The following is a 22,309-nucleotide window of genomic DNA, read 5'->3' as shown; positions in this document are numbered from 1 at the left end:
CCAAGCCTGCTCCAGCCCCTTCGCAGCACCTTGCATTCGGCCGGTTACGGCAACGGCCAGAACCGGCCGAATAGCCGTCATGGCCTCTAGCGGAACTGGGCCGCCGCATTCGCTGCAAGATGCGTCCCGCCTGAACAGCCATTCGCCCGCCCCATGATCAGGTCAGCCGCCTTCTCTGCAATCATCACGGTCGGGGCGTTGGTATTGCCGCCCACCAGCGCCGGCATGACGGAGGCGTCGACCACCCGCAAGGCCTCCAGTCCATGCACCCGCAGCATCTCGTCCACCACTGCCATGTCATCCTGTCCCATCCTGCAGGTGCCGACCGGATGGTAGATGGATTCTCCGCGGGCGCGGACGAAACGTTGGATCTCCCGGTCGCTGCGCGCCTGCGCACCCGGCTGCCGTTCCGGCCCGCGGTAGGGATCGAATGCATGCGCGGCCAGCACCCGGCGCGCCGCCTTCACGCCATCCACCATCGTCGCCATGTCTTCCGGGTCGGACAGGTAGTTCGGGTCGATCAGGGGATCGGCCGCCGGGTCGGCGCTCCTCAGGCCCACATGACCGCGGCTGAGCGGCCTGAGCTTGCACACATGCAGCGAGTAGCCATGCCCGAACAGCGTTGCCGCCGCGCTGCGCAGGTTGCGCGCATGGTCGACCAGATGGGCCGGCGTGAAATGAAATTGCAGATCGGGAAGCGCGGCGTCGGGCGTGCCCCTGATGAATCCGCCCGCCTCGGCGCCATTGGTGGTCAGCCCGCCCGTACGGTTGCGCAGGTAGTCGATCACATGCCTGAGCTGCAGGGGCAGCGTCGCCAGCGAAATGCCGCTCGACACGGGCAGCAGGCAGTGGTGGATGATCAGCACGTCGAGATGATCCTGGAGATTCCTGCCGACGCCGGGCAGGCAGTGCCGCACCGTGATGCCATGCCGTCCAAGTTCCTCCTTCGGCCCGATGCCCGACAGCATCAGCAATTGCGGCGAATTGACTGCGCCCGCTGCGAGGATGACTTCGCGCCGCGCGGCAACCGCGGTTGCATTGCCGCGCCGCGTGCAGGCAACCGAGACCGCGCGCTTGCCGTCGAGCAGGACCGCGCTGGCGCGCGCCCCGGTCAGCACGGTCAGGTTGGAGCGTGCCAGGACCGGATGCAGGTAGGCCCGCGCCACGCTCCAGCGCTCCCCGTTCTTCTGCGTCACTTCATACAGCCCGACCCCCTCCTGCCTGGCGCCGTTGAAGTCATCGTTGCGCGCATAGCCGGCCTCGACGGCGGCCTCGACGAAGAGGCGCGAAAGCAGGTTGGGCGAGCGCTGCGCCGATACATTGAGCGGCCCGCCGACGCCATGAAAGGCGGAAGCGCCAGCTTCATGATGCTCCGAGCGCAGGAACAGCGGCAACACATCGGCATACGACCAGCCGCGGTTGCCCAGCGCCGCCCATGCGTCGTAGTCAGTGGCGTGCCCGCGGGTGTACACCATCGCGTTGCTGGCGCTGGATCCGCCGAGGGTCTTGCCGCGCGGCCAGAACAGGCGCCTGCCGTCAAGCCAGCGCTGCGCTTCGGTGACATAGCGCCAGTTGTGCCTGCGGCTCATCATCATGTAGATGATGCCGATGGGCAGGCGGATGAATGGACTGCGGTCCGGCGGGCCTGCCTCGATCAGGCAGACCGTGGTCGCCGGATCGGCGGACAGCCGGTTTGCAAGCACGCAGCCGGCCGATCCGGCTCCCACAATCACATAATCCGCCGTAAGCTGGTCCATTGCTCGTCATCCTGCTTCGCGATATCTGCTGCCGCTGCTGGTCCGATGCCCCTTTGCAGGGCCGGGCGCGGCCGCTTCGACCTGGCAAAAATAGCAGGGCCTGAAAGGGTTTGCAGGCCGGGACTGATATACATCCAGCTTGCCACGTGAACCGGCCAGAATGGCAAGGTGCGCTTTGACGTGGGTCAAGAATGCCGGGCCATGGCATGCCTCTTAATCGTCCGCGAGACCGCTGCCGGCCCGAGGACCGCCACTGCTCAGCGCAGCATGTTCTCCACCTGCTGCCGTGTCACGGCACCTTCCGTCACCGACACTTGCCTGCCGGTCTTGTCGAACAGGATGCTGGTGGGGTAGCCGCGCGCCTTGAATTGCCTGGCCATCGCCTCGTTGCCGGCGATGACGGGATAGCGGACGTGCAGCTTTTCCGCGAACTGCGCGACCCTTGCGGGACTCTGCGCGTCCACCGCAAGGCCCAGCACCACCAGGTCGCTGCGCGACTGCTGCAAGGCTTCCAGCTCCGGCATTTCATTCAGGCAGGGTGCGCACCAAGTTGCCCATAGATTGAGCAGCACCCATTTGCCTTGATGGGCTTCGAGCGTATGGTTCCTTCCCTGGGTGTCGGTCAGAGAGAAAGCAGATGGCGAAGCGGCGCACAGCAGCGGCGCCGCCACCAGCGTGATGCCCATCAGTCGTTTCATCATCGCCATCATCATCTCCCGCGTATGGTCGCCTGCACGCCGTGCGGCGCGCTCAGAAGCGCCCGGCCAGGCCCACCATGAACGCGCGCCGTGCAACCAGCTGTACGCCGTTGACGTTCTGATAGATCGGCTGCTGGTAAAAGCCGTAGATCTGCATGGTCTCCGCCAGCGCATAGCTCAGCCCTGGGCTGAGGAAGGCTTGGCGACTGCCGCTGTCTTCCGGTTCGGCCTCGTTGCCGCTGTCGCGCCGCTTTACCACCATGTTCAGCTGCAGCAGCGCGCCAAGCTTCTCGCCGATCGCCTTGCGGATGCCGACATCGACACCGAGCTGCGCGCCGGGCCGGAATTCATCATGCTGGTTCATCGCATGCTGGTACTGGCCCTGCGCGAACCACGACAGATCCTGTGCCGGAAGCTGCTGGTAGTAATAAGCGCCGACGATCATGTCGGTGGTGCCGGTCCCCGGCTGCAAGCTGCGCTCAGCCACGGCGCCGGCGCCGTTGGCGACATCGGTCTTCCCGGTGGGAAGCTTCAGGCCGAACAGCAGGCCGCCGCTGGCTGGCCGCATCGGATCGCCCAGCACCGGCAGCTGGTAGCGCCCCACAACGCGGACATCACCCAACCGGGTGAAATTCCATTCCTCCGGCAGCTGGCCGCCGTGATGGTTATGCAGGTGCAGATGATCGCGGTCGACCACTGGCGCCGTTACAGACAGGCCCCATCCGGATGCGAAGTTGTGGCTGAAGGTGGCCACCAGGTTCTGGTTGGTGGTCCTCACCTCGTCGTGATGGCGAGGAATCTGGCCGCGCCGGATGTCGTCGGTGCCAGCGCGAAGCTGGTCCAGGCGGATCGATTCATGGCGAAGGTCAAAGGTGGTGCCGGCGTCGACCATGGCACTTTCAGACGTCCAGTTGGTGTTGACAGTACAAAAGGCAGAACCACAGCTGGCCCATGCGGCAGCGGAGAGCCAGGGCAGGCATGCTGCGCATGTCAGCAGCATCGGGAGCGTTCTTCTCATCATTGTTCTCATTGTCGATACGTCAGGGTCAGGCGTGATGCGGCATGCCACCCACCCGATTCCGGCTGCAGCTTGTCCGCAGGCCTGCAAAGTCACAGGCGTTGCCTGTGGTCCGGTGAAATCATACATTTCGAAAGAATCTTTGCCGGTTGACCTACCTCAAGTTTTCAGACGTGCCGTTGTTCCGGGCAGGTAATCAAGCACCCGAACGGGATGCAAGACGCGACCGTCACCAGCCATCGGCTGGCACTGCGGCGCCTCATGAGGTCCATTGGGGCCAGAGCGGCTCGCCGCATTCTCCGTTTGCAACCCAAAGTATTTTTTTGACCTAGATCATTTTTTAAACATATATTTAAAATGTATGATTTGTTGCAACTGAGCCGGCACATCCCGGTCGCCGGCCAGATTCATAAGTGATCAAGAACATGAACCCCAGACCGCTCTCCTACGCCATCGCCTGCCTGATGTTCAGCGCCGCTGGCCTTTCCTCTGTCCATGCCGCTGCGAATAAGGAAGGCGCCGCTGCGGCGCCGGCGCCCATGGCGACCCACGAACATGGCAGCAGCGCCGTCAAGTACCGCCCTGACGTGACCTATACCCTGCGCACCGACATCGCCGATGGCAAGCTGGTCTTTGTCGGAGAGGCCGGCGTCATCAAGGGCAAAGTGAATCCGCAGTTATCGGTGCCAGAAGGGGCAGTCGTGCAGATCAATCTGGTCAATGGCGATGGCGCCACGCATGACATTTCCGTGCCCGACTTCCAGGCAAGGTCCAACGAGCTGAAGGAAAAAGGCGCGAGCACGGCGATTGTGTTCAAGGCAAACAAGAAAGGCGAGTTCACATATATCTGCTCCCTGCCAGGCCATGTGCAGGCCGGCATGATCGGCAAGATCGTGGTCGGCGATACCGTCGCCAAGGCGGCGCCAAAAGGCGCGGAAATCTCGCGCAGCCCGTTCGAGGTGGGCGAGCCAGTGGGCAAGCGCGGGCCGCAGAAGCTGACCGTCAATCTTGAAACGACCGAGGTGCTGGGCCAGCTCGCCGATGGCACCACCTACAAGTACTGGACCTTCAACAGCAAGGTGCCCGGCCCCTTCGTCCGCGTCCGCGTCGGCGATACGGTGACGGTGAACATGGCCAATGCCAAGGACAGCCACATGATCCATTCGGTCGACTTCCACGCAGTCACCGGGCCCGGCGGCGGCGCGGCGGTCACCCAGGCCGCTCCCGGCAGCACCAAGAGCTTCACGTTCAAGGCGCAGAACCCCGGCCTGTTCGTGTACCACTGCGCCACGCCGATGGTGGCGCAGCATATCTCCAACGGCATGTACGGCATGATCCTGGTGGAGCCCGAAGGCGGCCTGCCCAAGGTCGACCGCGAGTTCTATGTGATGCAGGGCGAGCTGTACACTGCGCAGCGCCACGGCACACCGGGCGAGAATGAATTCTCGCTGGAGAAACTCCTGGACGAAAAGCCGGAACACCTGGTTTTCAATGGCACGCACGACGCATTGACCAAGACCCACAGACTGGAAGCCAAGGTCGGTGAAACCGTGAGAATCTTCTTCGGTGTCGGCGGCCCCAATGCCACGTCCAGCTTCCATGTCATCGGCGAAGTCTTTGACCGCGTGTTTAACCAGGGCGACCTGACCTCGCCGCCGCTGAAGAACATCCAGACCACCTCGGTGGCTCCCGGCGGCGCAACCATGGTCGAGTTCAAGGTGGATGTTCCCGGCCGGCTGATCCTGGTCGACCATGCGCTGTCACGCATGGAAAAGGGCCTGGTGGGCGTGATGAATGTCGTCGGGCCGGACAATGCCGACACCTTCCGCTCGAACAGCTCCCCGGATGCCGCATCCGGCCATTGAGCTTCCTCCCACCGCGCGCAGGCCGGAACGCCCGTCCCGGCCTGCGCGGCGCTACCGCCCCTGCCTCCTTGCCAGCCATGCCTGCCTAGAAAGTCGCGCCACGGGAATTGCTGAACCGCCTGGCGCCGTTGGCCGATGTCACCCATGCTGAACTTGACCGGATCGCCGCCGTCACCACCGAAGTCCATGTGCCGCGTGGAACAGTGATCTTTCGATGCGGCGATCCGTGCCGGGGCTTCCATGCGGTCGTTTCAGGCCAGGTCAAGCTGGGCTTCGCATCGACCGACGGCGCTGAGAAGGTGGTGGAGATTATCAGCGCAGGACAAAGCTTTGCCGAGGCGATGATGTTCATGGAGCGTCCTTGCATCGTCGATGCGCAGGCTCTGACCGATTCCCTGCTGCTGCATATCGGTAGCCATGCCGTGTTCGATGAACTGGACCACAATCCCGGCTTCGCGCGCAGCATGCTGTCTGGCCTCAGCCGTCGCCTGCACGGCCTGGTAACGGACCTGGAAGCCTATTCCCTGCGTTCCGGAAGCCGGCAGGTGATCAGTTACCTGCTCAGGGCAGGAGCCTGCGAAAACGGCGATCGCGTCACGCTACCGGTCAGCAGGAAGCTGATTATCCGGCAAGTCTGGCACCGCATCTGCTGACTTGCATGCACGCCGCTCGGGTGCCGGCGTCATGCGAACAAGCGCGGGTTCTTGGTTACCGCCACGCCGACGATATAGCCGAAGGCCACCAGCGCGGCGACGTAGGCTGCTGCGCGCACCGGCTTGCTGCGGCCGCGCTTGAGCGCGATCGAGCCAAGCACGATATACAGCAGCAGCGCGCCGACCTTGACGCTCAGCCACGTTTGCAACAGCGGATACTGGGCGCTCCAGACTGCAAGCGACACAGCGCTCAGCAAAAGCGCGGTGTCGACGAGGTGCGGCAGGACGCGCACCCAGCGCCGCTGCAAGGCCGGCGAATCGGCAAGCATCCACAGCCCGCGCAGCAAAAACAGCAAGCCGCTTATCGCGGCAAAGCTCATATGGAAGTGTTTCAGCAATAGGTAGTTCATCGGTAGCTGTCTCGTTCTTGGCGAAAGCCCGGGCCGGGCATGCCTGCGACACGGCTTTGCGCCGTCGCCGGCCCCTCCCCGGCAACGATGTCGTCCAGCGTCAGCTGGTCGAGCTGCTGCAGGTAAGCCGCGGTGGCGGCAGCCAGCACATGTTTGAGCACGCACACCGGGGAAAGCCGGCACTGGTTGCTTGCGTCATTGAAGCACTCAACCACCGCAAAATCCGACTCCGCCAGGCGCGCCACATCGCCCAGCCGGATTGCATCGGGCGCCACGCCAAGGCGCATGCCGCCTCCCCGGCCGCGGCTGGTGTCCAGCAGGCCTGCCCGCCCCAGCCTGTGGACGACCTTGGCGATCTGACTGCGGGGGATCTGATGGGCGGAAGCGATTTCCTGCACCGTTACCAGCCTGTTGCGGTGGATGGCAAGGTACATCAGCACCTTGAATGCGTAGTCGGTGTAATCGGTCAGACGCACGATCGTATGTCCTGCTGAACGGTGACTGGCCGGCCGCGCCTGCAGGCGCGGCCGGCTCCATGCTCAGGCCTCGGTAACGCCGGCAACCGGCGCGGTGGCGGGCGCGGGCACCTTGCCGCGGCCCATCAGGCGCAGCGCGAACACTGCGAGGAACACCGTGCCGATCGCAAAGACGATGTCACCCGGCACGCGCAGCCACACCATGGTTTCCATGAAGCCCGAGTGAATCACCTCGGGCGAGCGGGCAAACCACATGCCCTTCGTAACGCTGGCCCATGCCTGGAAGATCCCGGCCGGCACCAGCGACATGAACACCATCATCGCCAGACCGATATTGAGCGTCCAGAACGCAGGGCGCAGCAGTTTGTCGGACCATGCCAGCCTGCTTGAAAGGCCGCGCAGGCAGAACAGCATCAGGCCAATACCCAGCATGCCATACACCCCGAACAGCGCGGCATGGCCATGGGCAGCAGTCATGTTCAGGCCCTGCATGTAGTACAGCGCGATCGGCGTATTGATGGAAAAACCGAGCAGGCCCGCGCCGACGGTATTCCAGAAGCCGACCGCGATGAAGCACAGGATCGCCCACTTGTAATTTGCTACCCACGGCGCAGCCTTGGAGCGCTGGTAGTTGCGATACGCTTCGATGCCGAGCATGGACAGCGGCACCACTTCCAGCGCCGAGAACATGGCGCCGATGGCGATCACGGCGGTGGGCGTGCCGGTGAAGTACAGGTGATGCAGGGTGCCAAGGATGCCGCCGAAAAGAAAGACAATGGTTTCCAGGATGATCGCGGTATTCGCCGAAGCGGCGCGGACCAGCCCGAGGCGCGTGAACAGCAAGGCAATCACGGCGGTGGCAAACACTTCGAAGAAGCCTTCGACCCACAGGTGCACCAGCCACCAGCGCCAGTACTCGACCATCGAATAATGGGTGCGCGGGCCCCAGGTGAGCGAGGTGGCGTAGAAACCGCCGATGCAGACAGCAGCAAGGAAGACCATCGCGATCAGACCACGGCTTTCGGAAGGCTTGCGCAGCGCGGGCCACAGTCCGCGTCCGAGCAGCGTGGCCCAGAACAGCAGCCCGACAAACAGCAGGATCTGCCAGACGCGGCCCATGCTGGTGAATTCCAGTCCCTGGTTGCCGATCCAGAAGCTGAAGTCGACGCCGCGATGCTGCAGCGTACCCAGCCAGCCGAACACGGTTGAGCCGACCACGATGAACAGCAGCGCATAAAACAGGATATCGACGCCCAGCTTCTGGTATTTCGGTTCATGGCCGGAAATCGCCGGCGCGATATACAGGCCCGTTGCCAGCCAGGCGGTGGCAATCCACAGCACCGCAAACTGGGTATGGATGGTGCGGCTGACGGTGAACGGCAGGATATCGGCCAGCGGGAAGCCAAAGAAGCTATGTCCTTCGACCGAGTAATGGGCAGTGATGACGCCCATGCCGACCTGGGCCAGGATCAGTCCAACCACGACCATGAAATACTTCTTGGTGGCCTTCATCGAAGGCGTGGCTTTGAGGCTGAACAGCGGGTCGCTCACGGGAGGCGTCGGATCGGCCGCTTCCTCATGGGTGGAATGGAACAGCAGCATGCCGGCGATGGCGGCGATCATCAGGATGACGCTGGCAATCGACCACATGCCGGCGGCCGCGGTCGGCGTATTGCCCACCAGCGGCTCATGCGGCCAGTTGCTGGTATAGCTGAGGCCCGCCTCTCCCGGGCGGTCAGTCGCGGCGGCCCATGCGGACCAGAAGAAGAATGCGGCCAGCGCCTGCTGGTCTTGTGCGCTGGACAGCGATCCGGCATTCATCGCGTACTGTTCGCGCAGCTTGTCGAGTGATGCGTCATCGCCGAAAAGACCGGTGTAATGGCGGGCCACGCCGCGGATGACTTCGGCGCGCGCGTCCGACAGCGACAGCACGCCGGTTTGCGCGTCATAGCTGTTGCGGCGCATTTCATCCTTTACCTCTCCATCGACCTGTCCTTTCTGGCCGGGAGTAAGCTGCTCATAAGCCTGCCCAAAATCGCGTTTGGCCCACAGCGCCTGCAGCGCCGATGCTTCGCGGTGCAGCCAGTCCGCGGACCAATCGGGCGCCACGTAACTGCCGTGGCCCCAGACGGTACCGAGTTGCTGGCCACCGGCCGACAGCCATGCCTGCTGGCCCCGTTGTATCTGTTCACCGGTGAATAGCAGCTCACCCCTGGTGCTGTTGATTTCCTTCGGTATCGGCGGCGCCTTCAGATAGATCTCCTTGCCGACCCATCCCAGGGCGGCGAAGGAAAGTACGCAGATGATGGCGAGCCAAGTCCAGAGTTTGCGCGATGAATGCATGGCAATTCCTTTTTTGGTCATGAGTGGTAGGTATCCGATCGCAGGCTCCGCGCCTTTGATAAGATGCATTTTATTAGCATCTTTAAATACATGTAAATAAAAAGCATGTTTAATTTTTCTTTTTTTTGGAGGTGCGGATTGACCTATGACAAAGATGTAAAATGAATGCTGCTTTAAGCACAGGCTGTATGCTCACGAATGGAAACCTCATGAAACTGACGTCATATACGGATTATTCCTTGCGCACCCTGATGTACCTGGCGCTAAACCGGGATGAGCTGGTGACCATCCAGGACATTGCCGACGCCCACCAGATTGCGAAGAACCACTTGACCAAGGTGGTGCACCACCTGGGCCTGCTGGGGCTGATCGAAACGGTGCGCGGGCGCCACGGCGGGCTGCGGCTGGGCATGGAGCCGGAAGACATCAATATCGGCGAGGTGGTGCGGAACACGGAAAACGACTTCCACATCGCCGAATGTTTTGGCAATGAAAACGGTGGTTGCATCTACTCCAGTTCATGTGCCCTGAAAGGCGTGCTGAGCCGTGCCAGCAATGCGTTTCTCGCGGTGCTGGACGATGTGACGCTGGATACGCTGATTACGCCGGCAAGCAGTCCGACACGCAAGCGCGCCGCGCAGAAAGCCGTGCCGGTGCAATTCAGGACACTGGCGCGAAAGGCAGAAGCCTAGCCGCCTGCGCGGCAGGAGCAACGGGCGCGCGCTTCTGCTGCTTCATTGCTTGGCCCGGATGCGCATCGATGACAGGAAAGCTCAAATGCGCACACCCGGACCCGGGTGCGCAAGCTGTTCCGGCGTCGTGAAGTAGTCGAGGCTGGCGCCGCGATTCTCCCTGGCCCTAGCGATTTCATTCTTCGCAATCACGCGCAAGTGCACTTCATCCGGGCCATCGAGGAAGCGCATGGCGCGCCCCCACGTCCACAGATACGCAAGCGGCGTGTCCGGGCTCAGGCCCATTGCGCCAAATACTTGCATGGCACGGTCCAGCACCCTGGTCTGCATGCGCGCGGCCACCACCTTGATGGCCGAAACATCCACCCTCGCCGCCTGGTTTCCGGCCTGGTCCAGGTTTGCGGCGGCGCGCAGCACCAGCAGGCGGGCCTGGTCTATGTCCAGGCGCGACTCGGCGATCCAGTCCTGGATGTTGGCGTAGTCGGCGAGATAGCGGCCGAAGGACTTGCGTTCAAGCGCACGGTCGCACATCAATTCAAGCGCCAGTTCGCATTGCCCGATGGTGCGCATGCAATGATGAATGCGTCCCGGACCAAGTCGCGCCTGCGCAAGCTGGAAGCCCTGGCCTTCCTCGCCGAGCAAACAGGATGCCGGCACGGTGACATTCCTGAACAGCAGTTCGCAGTGGCCTTCCGGGGCGACGTGCTGCATCACTGCGATATTGCGCACCACTTCGAGGCCGGGGGTATCGATGGGCACTGCCAGCAGCGTGTGCCGGGCATGAACGGGCGCATCGCTCAACCGCTCGGAAAGGCCCATTACCAGCACCAGCCTGCAGCGTGGATGGGCGACGCCGGTCGTAAACCATTTACGGCCATTGATGATGAAGTCATTGCCTTGCCGCCGTATCCGGGTCTGGATGTTGGTCGCGTCGGATGACGCGACATCGGGCTCGGACATTGCGAAGGCGGAGCGGATCTCGCCTTCCAGCAGTGGCCGCAGCCAGCGCTCGTATTGCTCCGGCGTCGCGCAAGCCTTTAACAGTTCCATGTTGCCGGTGTCGGGCGCGCTGCAATTGAAGATTTCCGAAGCCCACGGAATCCGGCCCATGATTTCCGCCAGCGGCGCGTAGGCCGAATGCGTCAGCCGGGTGCCCGGTTCATCGTCCGCCAGTCCTGGCAGAAACAGGTTCCACAGCCCTTCTTCCTTCGCCAGCGCCTTTCGTTCGTCCAGCAGCCGCAAGGGATAACGGCCATTTCTGGTTTCGGCATGCCATTCCGGGTTGGCTGGCACCACATAGCTGTCCATGAAGTCCTGCACGCGCCGGCGCAGCGCCTCCACTCTTTCCCCATACTGGAAATCCACAGTGCTCCTCCCTGTTTTTCAGCGGCCACAAATCGGCGCAGCGCCCGCCGACGCCGCGGCTGTCTTTTCTGGATTGGCGAGGGCGCCGGCATGCGCCAACGACAACCATTCCCCGGCCCCTTTCATGCACCGTGCCCAACGCCGCAAGCGCTGGCGCAGTGGCGATCAGATGGTTCGGGAATAGCGCAGGCGTTCCAGCTTGACTGCTTGACCTATTCCTAGATACTTGTCGAATGCCATGCAGATGTTGCGCACCAGGAGCCGTCCCCTGGCTGTCACGGTTATCCAGTCGTCGCTGAGCGAAACAAGCCCATCGTCTTCCAGCTCGCGCAACTTGCCCAGCTCCGTGGCAAAGTAGCTTGCGAACGTCACCGGATAGTCGGTTTCGATTGCCTTCACCGATACCTCGAAGGCGCACATGAGCCGCTGGATGATGGCACGCCGCAGCATGTCATCCATCGTCAGCTTGAAGCCGCGGACAATGGGCAGATGCCCGCGCTCGATCGGTTCGTAATACTGGTCCAGCGACTTGGCATTCTGGCTGTAGGTGCCGCCCACGGAACTGATCGCGGAGACGCCACAAGAAACCATCTCCGCCTCCGCATGCGTGGAATAGCCCTGGAAATTGCGCTGCAGGGTGCCCAGGCGCTGGGCCACCGCCAGTTCGTCGTCCGGCTTAGCGAAGTGGTCCATGCCGATGTAGACGTAGCCGGCCTGGGTCAGCCTTTGGATGCACAGGGACAGCATGTCCAGCTTTGCCTCGGGTGTCGGCAGTTCGTCGTCGGCAATCAGGCGCTGCGACTTGAACATCTGCGGCATGTGCGCATAGTTGTAAACGGAGATCCGGTCCGGGTCCGCCGCAATCAGCCTGGTCAGGGTGCGCGCCATCGACATGACGTTCTGCCTGGGCAGGCCATAGATCAGATCGACGCTGATTGAGCGGAAACCCGCTTCGCGCGCGGCGACAATCGCATCGAGCGTGAGCGCTTCCGGCTGTATCCGGTTCACTGCCTTCTGCACTTCCTCATCGAAGTCCTGGACGCCCAGGCTGAGGCGATTGAAGCCCTGATTCCGGAGGGACCGGATACGATCGGCGTCTACCGTCCGCGGATCGATTTCAATCGAGTACTCGCCATCGATGTCCGCGGCAAAGTGAAAGGCGCGTCGCAGGTGCGCCATCAGCGCGCCCATCTGCGCGTCCGACAGGAAGGTCGGCGTCCCACCGCCGAAATGCAGTTGTTCCACCTGATTCATCCCTGAAAACAGGGCGGCCTGCATATCGATTTCCCGCTTCAGGTAAGTGAGATAGACCTCTGCCTTGGCGTGATTTCTGGTAATGATCTTGTTGCATGCACAGTAATAGCAAAGCGATTCGCAAAAGGGAATGTGGAGGTACAGCGATATCGGCTTGCGCGCTCCGGCATGGCGGAGATCGGAGACAGCCTGTAGATAATCGCCGGAACGGAAGCCGTCGGTGAAACGGTCCGCCGTCGGATAAGAGGTATAACGCGGCCCCTGCTGGCTTAGTTTTCGAATCAGGTTTGCGTCGAATTGCACCGGTGGATGCTCTCCCGGATTTTTTATCATTGCACTCATGTTGCCAGCTTTCCTCATTCAGGCTGGCGCCGCATGGGCGCCAGGTACCCGTGCAGCTTACGTTGCCCCCTGATGCAATGTGTTTGACCTGGGTCAAATTAAGGGACAAGCCTGCGCCGGGCCGCCGCCTGTCGCGCCAGACTGTGGCGACGGCGCCGGATTTGAGCGCGGGTGCTTGCATGGCGCGCCGGGTTCGTGAACCCGGACGGTATCGGCCAGGCACGTGCATGCCGGCTGTGCCGGCGCGGCGCAGGCGCTTTTGTCAGGCGGCCAAGAACTCCGGATCCGTGCGGAACTCCAACAGGGCATCGAGCCATAACCGTGCCATTCATGACAGGGATGGGAAACCGTGAGAACGGCAAGACGAGACCGTGCAGTAATTGGTACGCGATGAAAAACCAGGAACGCATCGACATCATTTCCGCCGAATTGGAAAAGTCTTGTGCGCTGGAGCAAATCCACCTGCTGGGGACGATCCAGCCGCATGGCTTTCTGATGGTAGTGGATCTCGACTCCGGGCGGATCGTGCAGGTGTCCAGCGGCATCGTCCGCTACTGGCCCGGCCTGCGGGACATGACTGCGCCGGTCGGCCAGCCGGTCGCCGAATGGGTCGAGGGAATCGATGACAGCGGGTCCGGCGGCCTGGGGTCGCTGCAGGAAGCCTACCTGCAGTCCATGCCATGGCGCCCTCGCTTCGAGCGCAGCGGCGATGCGTCCGCCATCTCCGCAGCCGCCCAATGGGAATGCGCCGCACACCGGGTGCATCGCTGGGCGCTGCTGGAATGGCTGCCTTCCGTCACCGAGCCGGGGCAGAACCATCTGCCAGGCCATACCGTTACCGAGATCACCCGCGCGATGAGCCGCCTGCGTCATGCCGAGCAGCTGGACTCTTTCTTTACGGACTGCGTGAAGGTAGTGCAGGAATTCAGCGGATTCGACCGCGTGATGATCTACCGCTTCCTGCCTGACGGGTGCGGCGAAGTGGTGGCCGAGCATACCGCTCCCGCTTACCAGCCGCGCTTCCTCGGCCTGCGCTTTCCGGCGTCGGATATTCCCAGCCAGGCACGTCTTCTGTACATGAAAAATCGGCTGAGGGTTCTGGCCGATGTCGAGGCGACGCCCGACGTTCTGGTGCCGCCGACGCTGCCGGATGGCACGCTCCTGGATCAGGGCCAGTGCCTGCTGCGCGGCCTGTCGCCGGTCCACCTGAGCTACCTGCGCAACATGGGCGTGCGAGCAACGCTGACCTTGTCCCTGGTCTGCGACGGAAAGCTGTGGGGCCTGATTGCCTGCCATCATCATCAGCCCAGGGTGCCGCCGCACCAGATCCGCGAAGGGCTGCGCCAGCTCTGCGAGCTGGTGGCGGAGGTGAGCATCATGCGCATCGAATCACTGACCAAGATCGAATCGGTGCGCACCCAGCTGTCGATCGACCATCTGCTCAACCGGTTACGCCAGGCGCTCGCCGACGCGCGCGACATGCCGTCCGGGCTCGAAGCGTGGATGCCGGAACTGCTGCGGATGTTTCGTGCGTCCAGTCTGGGACTGCGCATCGGCGGCGTCGATTACGTCGGCGGACCCGGCCGCCGTACCAAATCCATGCGCGCGGTGCTGGACGAAGTCTGGCAGCGCGTCGACATGCGGGAACCAGGGTCCGGCGTCGACATGTGGGACGACCTTTTAGCCCCAGGCAAGCGTTCCCTGGACTCCTTGCCGGATGCGGCTGGACTGCTGGTCGCCCGGCACGACGGCGACGATGTCAGTTGCTGCTTCGCCACCCGGCCGGAGGTGGTGCAGCAGGTGCGCTGGGGTGGCAAGCCCCACAAGCATGCGGTGCGGGTACCGACGGGCATGGTGCGGCTTGAACCCCGCCGTTCCTTTGCGGAATGGAAGCAGGCGCTGCGTGGCCACTCCGAAGCATGGAGCGCTGCCGAGGCAGAGGGGCTGGGCAAGCTGCTGCAGGTCGTCGTCGAAGTCAACAAGCTGCAACTCAACCGGCAGCTGCAGGAGAAACTGCACTGGCGCGCCCACCATGACCAGCTGACCGGGCTGCCCAACCGCCATGCGATGGAGGAAGAAGTGTCGCGGCGCCTGGACCTGGAGCAGTGCAGTTGCGCGCTGCTGCTGCTGGACCTGGACAATTTCAAGAAGATCAACGACACCCATGGTCATGCCAGCGGCGATCTCCTGCTGCAGCAGCTTGGCGATCGCCTCAGGAGCGTCGTCGGCAGGTCTGACCTGCTGGCCCGGTTTGGCGGCGATGAATTCATGGTGCTGTTACAGCTTCATGGCCCCAATGCGACATTGGCACTGAGCAAGGCGGAACGCTTCCATCAGCTATTGTGCGTGCCTTTCGAGATCAACGGCCAGCAGCTGCACCTGGGCATGTCGATCGGCATTGCCATCCCGCCGGGGCATGGACAAACCACGACGGAACTGATGCGGCGCGCAGACCTCGCGCTGTACCACGCAAAGTCACTTGGCCGCTCGCGCAGCGTCGTGTTCGAGACGATGATGGAATCCAACCAGCTCGAGTTCTACCGGCTTGAACATGACCTGGCCACCGCGGTCGAGCGCAACGAGCTGGTGCTGGCGTTCCAGCCCAAGGTCGATCTGCGATCCGGACGCGTGATCGGGCTGGAGGCGCTGGTGCGCTGGAATCATCCGAATCGTGGTTACTGCTATCCCACGATTTTCATTTCGGTCGCGGAGCGGTCCGACCAGATCATCGATATCGACCGCTGGGTCATGCGCGCCGCGGTCGAAGCGCAGGCCGGCTGGCTCTCGGCCGGCCGCTCGCTGCTGCCTGTCGCGATCAACCTGTCCATGGCGGACATCCTCTCGACGAATATGCTCAACCGCCTCGACAGCCTGCTGGCGGAATGCGCCGTGCCGGCCGCGGCCCTGGAGATCGAGGTTACCGAATCGTCGATGATGGATGAGCCGGAAAAGACCAGGAGCGTGATGCAGGCGTTGAATCAACGCGGCATCGTGACCACGCTCGACGATTTCGGCACCGGCTTCTCATCGCTCAGCCATCTGCGTCAACTGCCCCTGCAAAGCCTGAAGATCGATCAGTCGTTCATTCAGAACATGCTTGACGACAGCAGTGCGGAAAAGCTGACGCAGACCATCATCGCGATGGGACACGCGCTCGGGATGCGCGTGGTCGCCGAGGGCGTGGAAACGGCGGAGCAAATGCGCTGGCTGGTCGACCATGGCTGCGAGATCGGCCAGGGCTACTTCTTCAGTCCGCCAGTCAGCGGCGAGGCGATCTACGCCGTCATCGACCGGATCGAAAGGGAAAACCGCAGGCTGCGAACGGACCTGTAGCCGGATGCAGCGCATGCACTCGCCGGCAGGCAACATCACTGCCTGCGCCGGGGTCAATGGCGCCGCGCTTGCCCATTGCCGGCATGGTCCCGTGCCGAACCGGGGGCAATTCTCGCAACCAGTCGCAGCAGTGCCCTGCATGCGATGGCAATGGTTTCCTTAAGCCAAAGCGCACCGTCATGATTGCTGCTTGTTTCCTCCATGAGCCGGTCTCCTGCCGATGTTTCAGGCAGTAAGCAGGCAACGCAGTACGGGCCACGACCCCGGACAAACCCCACCCATGAAGGGAAGCATCAATCCTGCGGCAGCAGTTCCGGATTCCACACGACTTCCCACAGATGTCCGTCCGGATCCTGGAAATACCCGGCATAGCCGCCCCAGAAGGTGTCGCCGGCCGGTTTCACGATGGATGCGCCGGCGCGACTGGCCTGCTCCATCACGGCATCCACCTCGGCTCTCGAAGCGACGTTATGCCCAAGCGATGCCGACGCCGAACCTGGCCGCGACTGCGGCAGGCCAGTGTCATGCGCCAGACTCCGGTGCGGCCATAGCGCCAGCTTCAATCCCGCCTGCAGGTCGAAGAAGGCCACTGCGCCATTCTCGAACTCCTTGCCTGCGATGCCCTCGCTCGGCAACCCGAGGCCGTCACGATAGAAGGCAAGCGCCCGCTCGAGGTCGTCCACGCCCAGCGTGATCATGGTCAGTCTTGGTTTCATCCTGCAGTCCTTTCGAAGAATGGCGTCGCACAAGTCATTGCAACGTTGCCGGCATCGACTTGAGAAGTGGCTGTTGCCGCATCCTGCGCCGCTGCACGGGCAGGGGCTTGCTAGCGCCCGCTGCCGAAGAACTCCTGCTTCAGGAAATCCATCAGGCCGGCATTGTCCGCCGGCCGCGCGGACAGCACCACCACCCGTCCGAGCCGGTAGGAATTCCAGCTGAAATCGCCGGACTGGCGCTCCCGGATGATCTGGATCATCCGGCGCACGATCGCATCCTCGACATCGCCGTTCGGACCGGCGTCGACCCTGATCAGCTGCCGCGCCGCTGCCCGGCTGTCGTTCTCCCAACCGCGGAACAGGAATTCGGCCTCGCGCACGCCCTTGTGGGTGATCTGGAATACGCCCCCGCTGGTGCGCGGGCCGCGTGCCTGCGCAATGCTGCGGGCAATGTTGGCGCGCGCGACTTCATCGCCCTGCGGCTTGCCGGCGTCGTCGGCCGGCGGATCTTCCGGCACCGGGATGCCGGCGGCGCGGCGCCGTGCCCTTGCGGCGGCGACCATGTCCGACATGTCGGCCGGCGGCGCGGCGTTATCGGGCGCCGGCGACGACGGAGGCACGGGACGCGTGCTCTCAGGTGCCCGGGGCAGCGTAGCGGATCGGGAAGGCGCTGCGGGTCGCGGCGCCGGCTTTTTTTCAGCCGGCTTTTTTTCAACCGGCTTTCTGGCGGCCGGCCTGGGAGGACGGGCCGGCGCGGCGGCCGGCGGTGTGACCGCCTCCACTGGCGGCGCAGGCTTTTGCAGCGGCGGCTGCGGCCGCAACTCGACAACGAGCGGCCCTTTGTCCGAATTGCCGCTGGCGTCCGGCGGCCTGGGCGCATGGGTTCTGAAGAACAGGAACAGCGCGGCATGCAGCAATAGCGAGATCGTCAGGCCAACTGCGGTACGACGAAGATCTCGGTTGCGATAGGAAGTCATCATGGAAAGCGGGAGCACGGGCGTCGCCTTGCGGAGATGCCGGCAGACAAGCGCTCTATTGTGGCAGCAATCGGGGAAATGAGCAGCCATGCATGACGCGGTCCACCTCGCCGGGACGGGCGCCATCCTTCTGGCCGCAGTCGCCGCGCAACTGGCCACGGGCCGCAACAGCGACCTCAGCCAGGTGGCGGCCGGTGGCGCCGAATTCATGCATGGAGTGCGACGCCGCCAGCGCATAAGCCGACAGCGGCAGCACCGGTTCATACGGCATCCCATACGGCTGCGGATCGAGGAAGCGGCGGCTGCGGCTGGCCACCACTTCCCTGCGCCCGAACGTGTCGCTGCGCTGGGCGCTGTCGGAGCACACCAGCAACGCCTGGCACTGGCCGCAGTGCAGCGCCTGCATGGCTGGCAGCAGGTGGGCGACGAAGCAGCACGATGCCGCGGCCGTCATTGACCTGCACGCGGGCGCGTACCCGGTCGCCGATGGCCACCGCGCCGCTGCCTTCCACCCGGCGCATTATCCGCACGCCTTCGTCGAGGCGGACCAGCGACACGCTGTAGTCGCCGCCGGCTTCCGGCTTGCGCCGCACCGTCGTGACGGCATGGACACTGCCGTTGCCCGATGACTCGACCCAGTCCAGCGTGGACATGCTGCAACGCGGACACAGTTCGCGCGGGCCTGACTTGCGCGTGCGTGCATCGATGATCTACCTGCATTCTCAGCTGGCGCTGCCCTGGTTTTCCCGCATGCACATGGCTGTGTGCAAGCATGCAGAATCGTGAAACATGTCGCAGGCACAGGCCTTTCCCCGGTTTTGAACAGCTTCCTGTGGGAGCATGAAAGGCGCATGCATCGCCCCAGTTCCCGCCCATACCGCCTGCGCCAAAGCAGCACAGCGAATGCATCGCGCTCTCTTGCACCCCTCTCCCGACCTTCGTGACCCAATTCCTGACGCATCTCAACATCGATCGGCAGCCGCATCATTAAGGTAAATGTAATTGTTTTTGTAACAATTGTAGAGCTAGACCATGGAGACAAAGATGACCGCCCTACTGATCAGTCGCCGCAATTTCATCAAGGTATCCGCATCCGCCGCTGCACTGCTCTCCATCCCCAGGCTGGGCTTTGGGCAAACAACCCGGATACGGATGGAATGGCAGCAGTTCAAGACCACGCCGCAATACACGTCGTTCCTCAATGCGGTGCGCACGATGAAGGCCAATACCAATTCGAGCAGCCCTTCATCCTGGGCCTACTGGACCAATGTGCATGTGAACTATTGTCCTCATGGCGTTGCCTATTTTCTGGCATGGCATCGCGGCTACCTGTATTACTTCGAGCAGCAGTTGCGCACGGTCTCCGGAGATAGCTCGCTTACCCTGCCGTATTGGAACTATTACAAATACCCCACCATACCGGCCGAGTTCACCGACCCGGCCAACAAGCCGCTTTATGTGCAGCGCGCCGGGACCAATGTCTACAATGCCCTGACGCTGGCGCCGTTCGCATCGAGCGTCTGGAATTTCCAGCGCGGCACCACGAATGCATACGAGCCGCAGTTCGAGTCGGCGCCGCATAATCCGGTGCATAACCTGATCGGCAATGTGATGGCAACCATGCAGTCGCCGAACGACCCGATCTTCTATCTGCATCACGCCAACGTCGACCGGCTCTGGCATGCCTGGGCGCTGCCGGACGGCAAAGGCATACCGTACACCAGCAACCCCTACAACTCCGCCAACAGCAGCTCTTACTGGGCGGGCTCGTTCAAGTATTCCTCCACGCTCAGCATCGCTCGCTACAAGAATTATTATCCTGGCTGGCTGGGTTACGACTACGCGGACGATAACAAGCCGACTTCCCTGCCGCCGTCGGCGCAGGCCAATCCCGACAGCCCAATCAAGCTGGTGCAGGCCCAGGTGGCGCCCGTGCTGACACGCCCAGCAAGCGGCAACTTCCCGGCGACGGCCGCACGAGCCATATCGGCGACCAGCCAATCCCTGGGCGGCGTATCCGGCGTGACCCTTGCTGAAGCCTCGGTCAGCGCTCATCTGCCGCTGACAGGCTCCGCGCTGCAATTGCTGCAGACCGCCGTATCGGTCGCGGTCAGCCCCCCGGCGCAACTGGCTGCGGGCACCGTGCAGTCGGTGAGACTGGTGCTGGACAATCTGCAATTGCTGGGCGCCGGCGCCAATGGCGGATTCTTCTACAACATCTATCTCAATCTTCCGCCCACCGGGGACGCCGGAAACGCGCAGCGCTACTTCCTCGGCACAGTCGGCCCATTCGAGATAGCAGGCGCGTCCCATCACGGAACAGCCACGCTGACGGTGCCGGCCACTGAAGTGCTGTCAAGGCTTTCCGCCTCCGAACTGCAGGACATCACCGTGTCGTTCGTGCGGGTCGGCGGCGACAACCCGGTACGCGGCGCGGTGATCAGGATGGGAGAAGTCCGCATCGAGGTGTCGACCGAGCAGCCCTGGGACAGCAGCCCACCGCCTCCGCGCCTGCCAGGGCAATGCTATTGCTGATGCACCGGCGCCGCAGGTACGCAACGCTGCATGCCTGATCAGCCATGGAGTAGGGTGTCCTGCTGATCCGGCGCGCGCTTGCAGCGCCGGGCCTTGGAAGCTGGTAGGGAGGCCGATGCATGTTCATCCTATTGCGGCGATCCTGCAAAGTGAGGAATTGCCGGATCAAGGCATACCCATTGCTGCGCGCTAGCGGTATGGATGTCGAGCATGGGCTTTAACCCCGCGGCATCGTCCAGCGAGGGGAAGCGGATCGATGTGAATTGTGGATTCGCTTCGCTGCTTGTAAACAGCGGCGTGCCGCAGTCGGCACAAAAGCTGCGGGTGGCGAGCCCGCCGCTGCTTGCACGCACTGCATGGGTCCTTGGCGTGCCGCTGACCTGGAGGTCCGCCGTCATCACGACGATACCCGACGCAAACGGCGCACCGCTCGAGAGCTGACAATCCCTGCAATGGCAATTGATCGTGGCAATCGGCGCCTGCTCGCCGACGTAGCGTATTGACCCGCAGGCGCAGCCGCCTGAAAAAGGAATTTGCATCTTGTTCTTTCTTGACGATGGATTAAATGTGAAGGCTTACCGAGCAGCAGTCCGCGCATGGCCTGTCGTTGCCGTATGCGCAGATGACCTTGACTTTAAGGAGGGCGATTGTAGCGTAGCCACGGGACCCGGTATCTGTGTAGCCACGCGACTTCAAGCACTCTGCCGGGGCGCGGACCTGCTGGCTACGGCCAGCCAGGGCCGAAAGCACAACGGATAAGCCCGACCCGGTTCCTGGCGCCAGTAAAATTTACAACGCGCACTCTATTTTCCGCTGACCCGCCGCAGTGACTCGCGCCGCCATGACACTGCCGATCCTGGCCGTGCCGGCGCCGTGCGGCGTCCGGCATCGATGGCAGCAGCCGAAAGCTGGTAGTCTACGACGACACCAAACAAGGATATGCCCCGGAAGCGGCATGACGTCATGGAGCCCCAATGAGCAACGACAACACATACATCCCGCCCAAGGTCTGGTCATGGGACCAGGAAAGCGGCGGCAAGTTTGCCAGCATTAACCGCCCGGTTGCAGGCGCCACCCACGACAAGGAACTCCCGGTGGGAAACCACCCGCTGCAACTGTATTCCCTTGCCACACCCAACGGCGTCAAAGTGACGGTGATGCTGGAAGAGTTGCTGGCGTTGGGCCACGCCGGCGCTGAATACGACGCCTGGCTGATCCGCATCAACGACGGTGACCAGTTCGGAAGCGGGTTTGTCGGCGTCAATCCCAATTCCAAGATCCCGGCCCTGGTGGATCGCAGCGGTGAAGCACCGGTCAGGGTTTTCGAGTCGGGAGCGATCCTGCAGTATCTGGCCGAGAAGTTCGGGGCTTTCCTGCCGACCGGTGGCGCCGCGCGCGCCGAATGCCTTTCCTGGCTTTTCTGGCAAATGGGCAGCGCGCCTTTTCTGGGAGGAGGCTTTGGCCACTTCTATGCCTACGCGCCTGCCAAGATGGCGTACCCGATCAACCGCTACGCCATGGAGGTCAAGCGCCAGCTCGACGTGCTGGACCGCCAGCTCGCAGCGCATCCATTCCTGGCGGGCGACGACTATACGATTGCCGACATGGCGGCATGGCCCTGGTATGGCGCGCTGGCCAGGGGCGACCTGTATGAGGCGGCCGAGTTCCTCGGCGTGCATGAGTACAAGCATGTGCAGCGCTGGGCCTCCGAGATTGCCGGGCGTCCCGCCGTCCAGCGGGGTCGCAAGGTCAACCGTACATGGGGCGAGCCCTCCAGCCAGTTGCCCGAGCGCCATGACGCCAGCGACTTCGACACGCTGACCAAAGGCAAGCTGGACTGATCCGCCGCGGGCATGCCGCGATCAGGCGGCTGCA

At 63.0% G+C, this 22,309-nt stretch carries 19 protein-coding genes and 1 pseudogene; 7 read left to right on the top strand and 13 right to left on the bottom strand.

Translation table 11 applies throughout. The annotated features are described in order from the left end of the window. Positions 1-86: 86 nt before the first annotated feature. From ABC383_RS25070 to ABC383_RS25060, 3 genes are all read right to left on the bottom strand, one after another. Positions 87-1,757 carry a GMC family oxidoreductase gene (locus ABC383_RS25070; RefSeq protein WP_413018292.1) on the bottom strand — a complete coding sequence of 557 codons (1,671 nt, stop codon included), beginning with the start codon at positions 1,755-1,757 and terminating at the stop codon, positions 87-89. Between the two features lie 257 nt (positions 1,758-2,014). Next, positions 2,015-2,458 carry a TlpA family protein disulfide reductase gene (locus ABC383_RS25065; protein ID WP_413018290.1) on the bottom strand — a complete coding sequence of 148 codons (444 nt, stop codon included), beginning with the start codon at positions 2,456-2,458 and terminating at the stop codon, positions 2,015-2,017. Positions 2,459-2,507: 49 nt separating this feature from the next. Then, on the bottom strand, positions 2,508-3,347 hold the full coding sequence (locus ABC383_RS25060; RefSeq protein ID WP_413018288.1) for a transporter: 840 nt from the start codon (positions 3,345-3,347) through the stop codon (positions 2,508-2,510). Between ABC383_RS25060 and ABC383_RS25055 the strand changes: the two genes are divergently transcribed. The 3 genes from ABC383_RS25055 to ABC383_RS25045 all read left to right on the top strand — a co-directional run bounded on the left by ABC383_RS25055 (position 3,346) and on the right by ABC383_RS25045 (position 5,991). Beyond that, entirely contained in the window at positions 3,346-3,669 is a 324-nt protein-coding gene (locus ABC383_RS25055; RefSeq protein ID WP_413018286.1) for a hypothetical protein, read from the top strand. The genes ABC383_RS25060 and ABC383_RS25055 overlap by 2 nt on opposite strands. 229 nt (positions 3,670-3,898) lie before the next feature. Next, positions 3,899-5,338 (top strand): copper-containing nitrite reductase, encoded by a 1,440-nt coding sequence (nirK, locus tag ABC383_RS25050; protein WP_413018284.1) that lies wholly within the window; start codon positions 3,899-3,901, stop codon positions 5,336-5,338. Positions 5,339-5,445: 107 nt separating this feature from the next. Then, on the top strand, positions 5,446-5,991 hold the full coding sequence (locus ABC383_RS25045; RefSeq protein WP_413018282.1) for a Crp/Fnr family transcriptional regulator: 546 nt from the start codon (positions 5,446-5,448) through the stop codon (positions 5,989-5,991). Positions 5,992-6,020: 29 nt separating this feature from the next. Here the strand turns inward: ABC383_RS25045 and ABC383_RS25040 are convergent, their stop codons facing one another. From ABC383_RS25040 to ABC383_RS25030, 3 genes are all read right to left on the bottom strand, one after another. Then, positions 6,021-6,401 (bottom strand): SirB2 family protein, encoded by a 381-nt coding sequence (locus ABC383_RS25040; protein ID WP_413018280.1) that lies wholly within the window; start codon positions 6,399-6,401, stop codon positions 6,021-6,023. Then, positions 6,398-6,877 (bottom strand): RrF2 family transcriptional regulator, encoded by a 480-nt coding sequence (locus tag ABC383_RS25035; RefSeq protein WP_413018279.1) that lies wholly within the window; start codon positions 6,875-6,877, stop codon positions 6,398-6,400. Before ABC383_RS25035 ends, ABC383_RS25040 begins: the two co-directional genes overlap by 4 nt. A gap of 63 nt (positions 6,878-6,940) precedes the next feature. Beyond that, positions 6,941-9,220, bottom strand: a complete 2,280-nt coding sequence (locus ABC383_RS25030) for a nitric-oxide reductase large subunit (protein ID WP_413018277.1) — start codon at positions 9,218-9,220, stop codon at positions 6,941-6,943. A 209-nt stretch (positions 9,221-9,429) separates the two neighbouring features. Here ABC383_RS25030 and ABC383_RS25025 point away from each other — a divergent pair, with 209 nt between their 5' ends. Then, complete coding sequence (locus ABC383_RS25025; protein ID WP_413018275.1) at positions 9,430-9,912, top strand: RrF2 family transcriptional regulator; 483 nt, start codon at positions 9,430-9,432, stop codon at positions 9,910-9,912. An 81-nt stretch (positions 9,913-9,993) separates the two neighbouring features. Here the strand turns inward: ABC383_RS25025 and ABC383_RS25020 are convergent, their stop codons facing one another. Both ABC383_RS25020 and hemN read right to left on the bottom strand, forming a co-directional pair. After that, positions 9,994-11,277 carry an acyl-CoA dehydrogenase family protein gene (locus ABC383_RS25020; RefSeq protein WP_413018273.1) on the bottom strand — a complete coding sequence of 428 codons (1,284 nt, stop codon included), beginning with the start codon at positions 11,275-11,277 and terminating at the stop codon, positions 9,994-9,996. Between the two features lie 165 nt (positions 11,278-11,442). Then, entirely contained in the window at positions 11,443-12,873 is a 1,431-nt protein-coding gene (gene hemN, locus ABC383_RS25015) for an oxygen-independent coproporphyrinogen III oxidase (protein WP_413018271.1), read from the bottom strand. 390 nt (positions 12,874-13,263) lie between these two features. Between hemN and ABC383_RS25010 the strand changes: the two genes are divergently transcribed. Continuing rightward, positions 13,264-16,206, top strand: coding sequence for a bifunctional diguanylate cyclase/phosphodiesterase (locus ABC383_RS25010; protein ID WP_413018269.1), 2,943 nt, complete (start codon positions 13,264-13,266; stop codon positions 16,204-16,206). A gap of 293 nt (positions 16,207-16,499) precedes the next feature. Here the strand turns inward: ABC383_RS25010 and ABC383_RS25005 are convergent, their stop codons facing one another. From ABC383_RS25005 to ABC383_RS24990, 4 genes and pseudogenes are all read right to left on the bottom strand, one after another. Continuing rightward, positions 16,500-16,922: a VOC family protein gene (locus tag ABC383_RS25005; RefSeq protein ID WP_413018267.1), complete on the bottom strand. Its 423-nt coding sequence runs from the start codon at positions 16,920-16,922 to the stop codon at positions 16,500-16,502. A gap of 110 nt (positions 16,923-17,032) precedes the next feature. After that, the gene (locus ABC383_RS25000; protein WP_413018265.1) at positions 17,033-17,917 is read right to left on the bottom strand and encodes a hypothetical protein; all 885 of its coding nucleotides are present in this window, start codon (positions 17,915-17,917) and stop codon (positions 17,033-17,035) included. Between the two features lie 37 nt (positions 17,918-17,954). After that, complete coding sequence (locus tag ABC383_RS24995; RefSeq protein WP_413018512.1) at positions 17,955-18,353, bottom strand: hypothetical protein; 399 nt, start codon at positions 18,351-18,353, stop codon at positions 17,955-17,957. A 67-nt stretch (positions 18,354-18,420) separates the two neighbouring features. Further along, a pseudogene (locus ABC383_RS24990) lies at positions 18,421-18,552 on the bottom strand (OB-fold domain-containing protein); the annotation flags it as partial. A 391-nt stretch (positions 18,553-18,943) separates the two neighbouring features. Here ABC383_RS24990 and ABC383_RS24985 point away from each other — a divergent pair. Then, positions 18,944-20,434, top strand: a complete 1,491-nt coding sequence (locus ABC383_RS24985) for a tyrosinase family protein (protein WP_413018263.1) — start codon at positions 18,944-18,946, stop codon at positions 20,432-20,434. Between the two features lie 128 nt (positions 20,435-20,562). Here the strand turns inward: ABC383_RS24985 and ABC383_RS24980 are convergent, their stop codons facing one another. Beyond that, positions 20,563-20,973, bottom strand: coding sequence for a GFA family protein (locus tag ABC383_RS24980; protein ID WP_413018261.1), 411 nt, complete (start codon positions 20,971-20,973; stop codon positions 20,563-20,565). A gap of 435 nt (positions 20,974-21,408) precedes the next feature. On the opposite strand from ABC383_RS24980, the gene yghU reads away from it, so the two are divergent. Beyond that, positions 21,409-22,275, top strand: coding sequence for a glutathione-dependent disulfide-bond oxidoreductase (gene yghU / locus ABC383_RS24975; protein ID WP_413018259.1), 867 nt, complete (start codon positions 21,409-21,411; stop codon positions 22,273-22,275). The last annotated feature ends 34 nt before the right edge of the window (positions 22,276-22,309 follow it).

Source organism: Noviherbaspirillum phoenicis (assembly GCF_047237965.1).
GTDB lineage: Bacteria > Pseudomonadota > Gammaproteobacteria > Burkholderiales > Burkholderiaceae_D > Noviherbaspirillum_A.
This window is presented reverse-complemented; position numbering and strand designations above follow the sequence as displayed.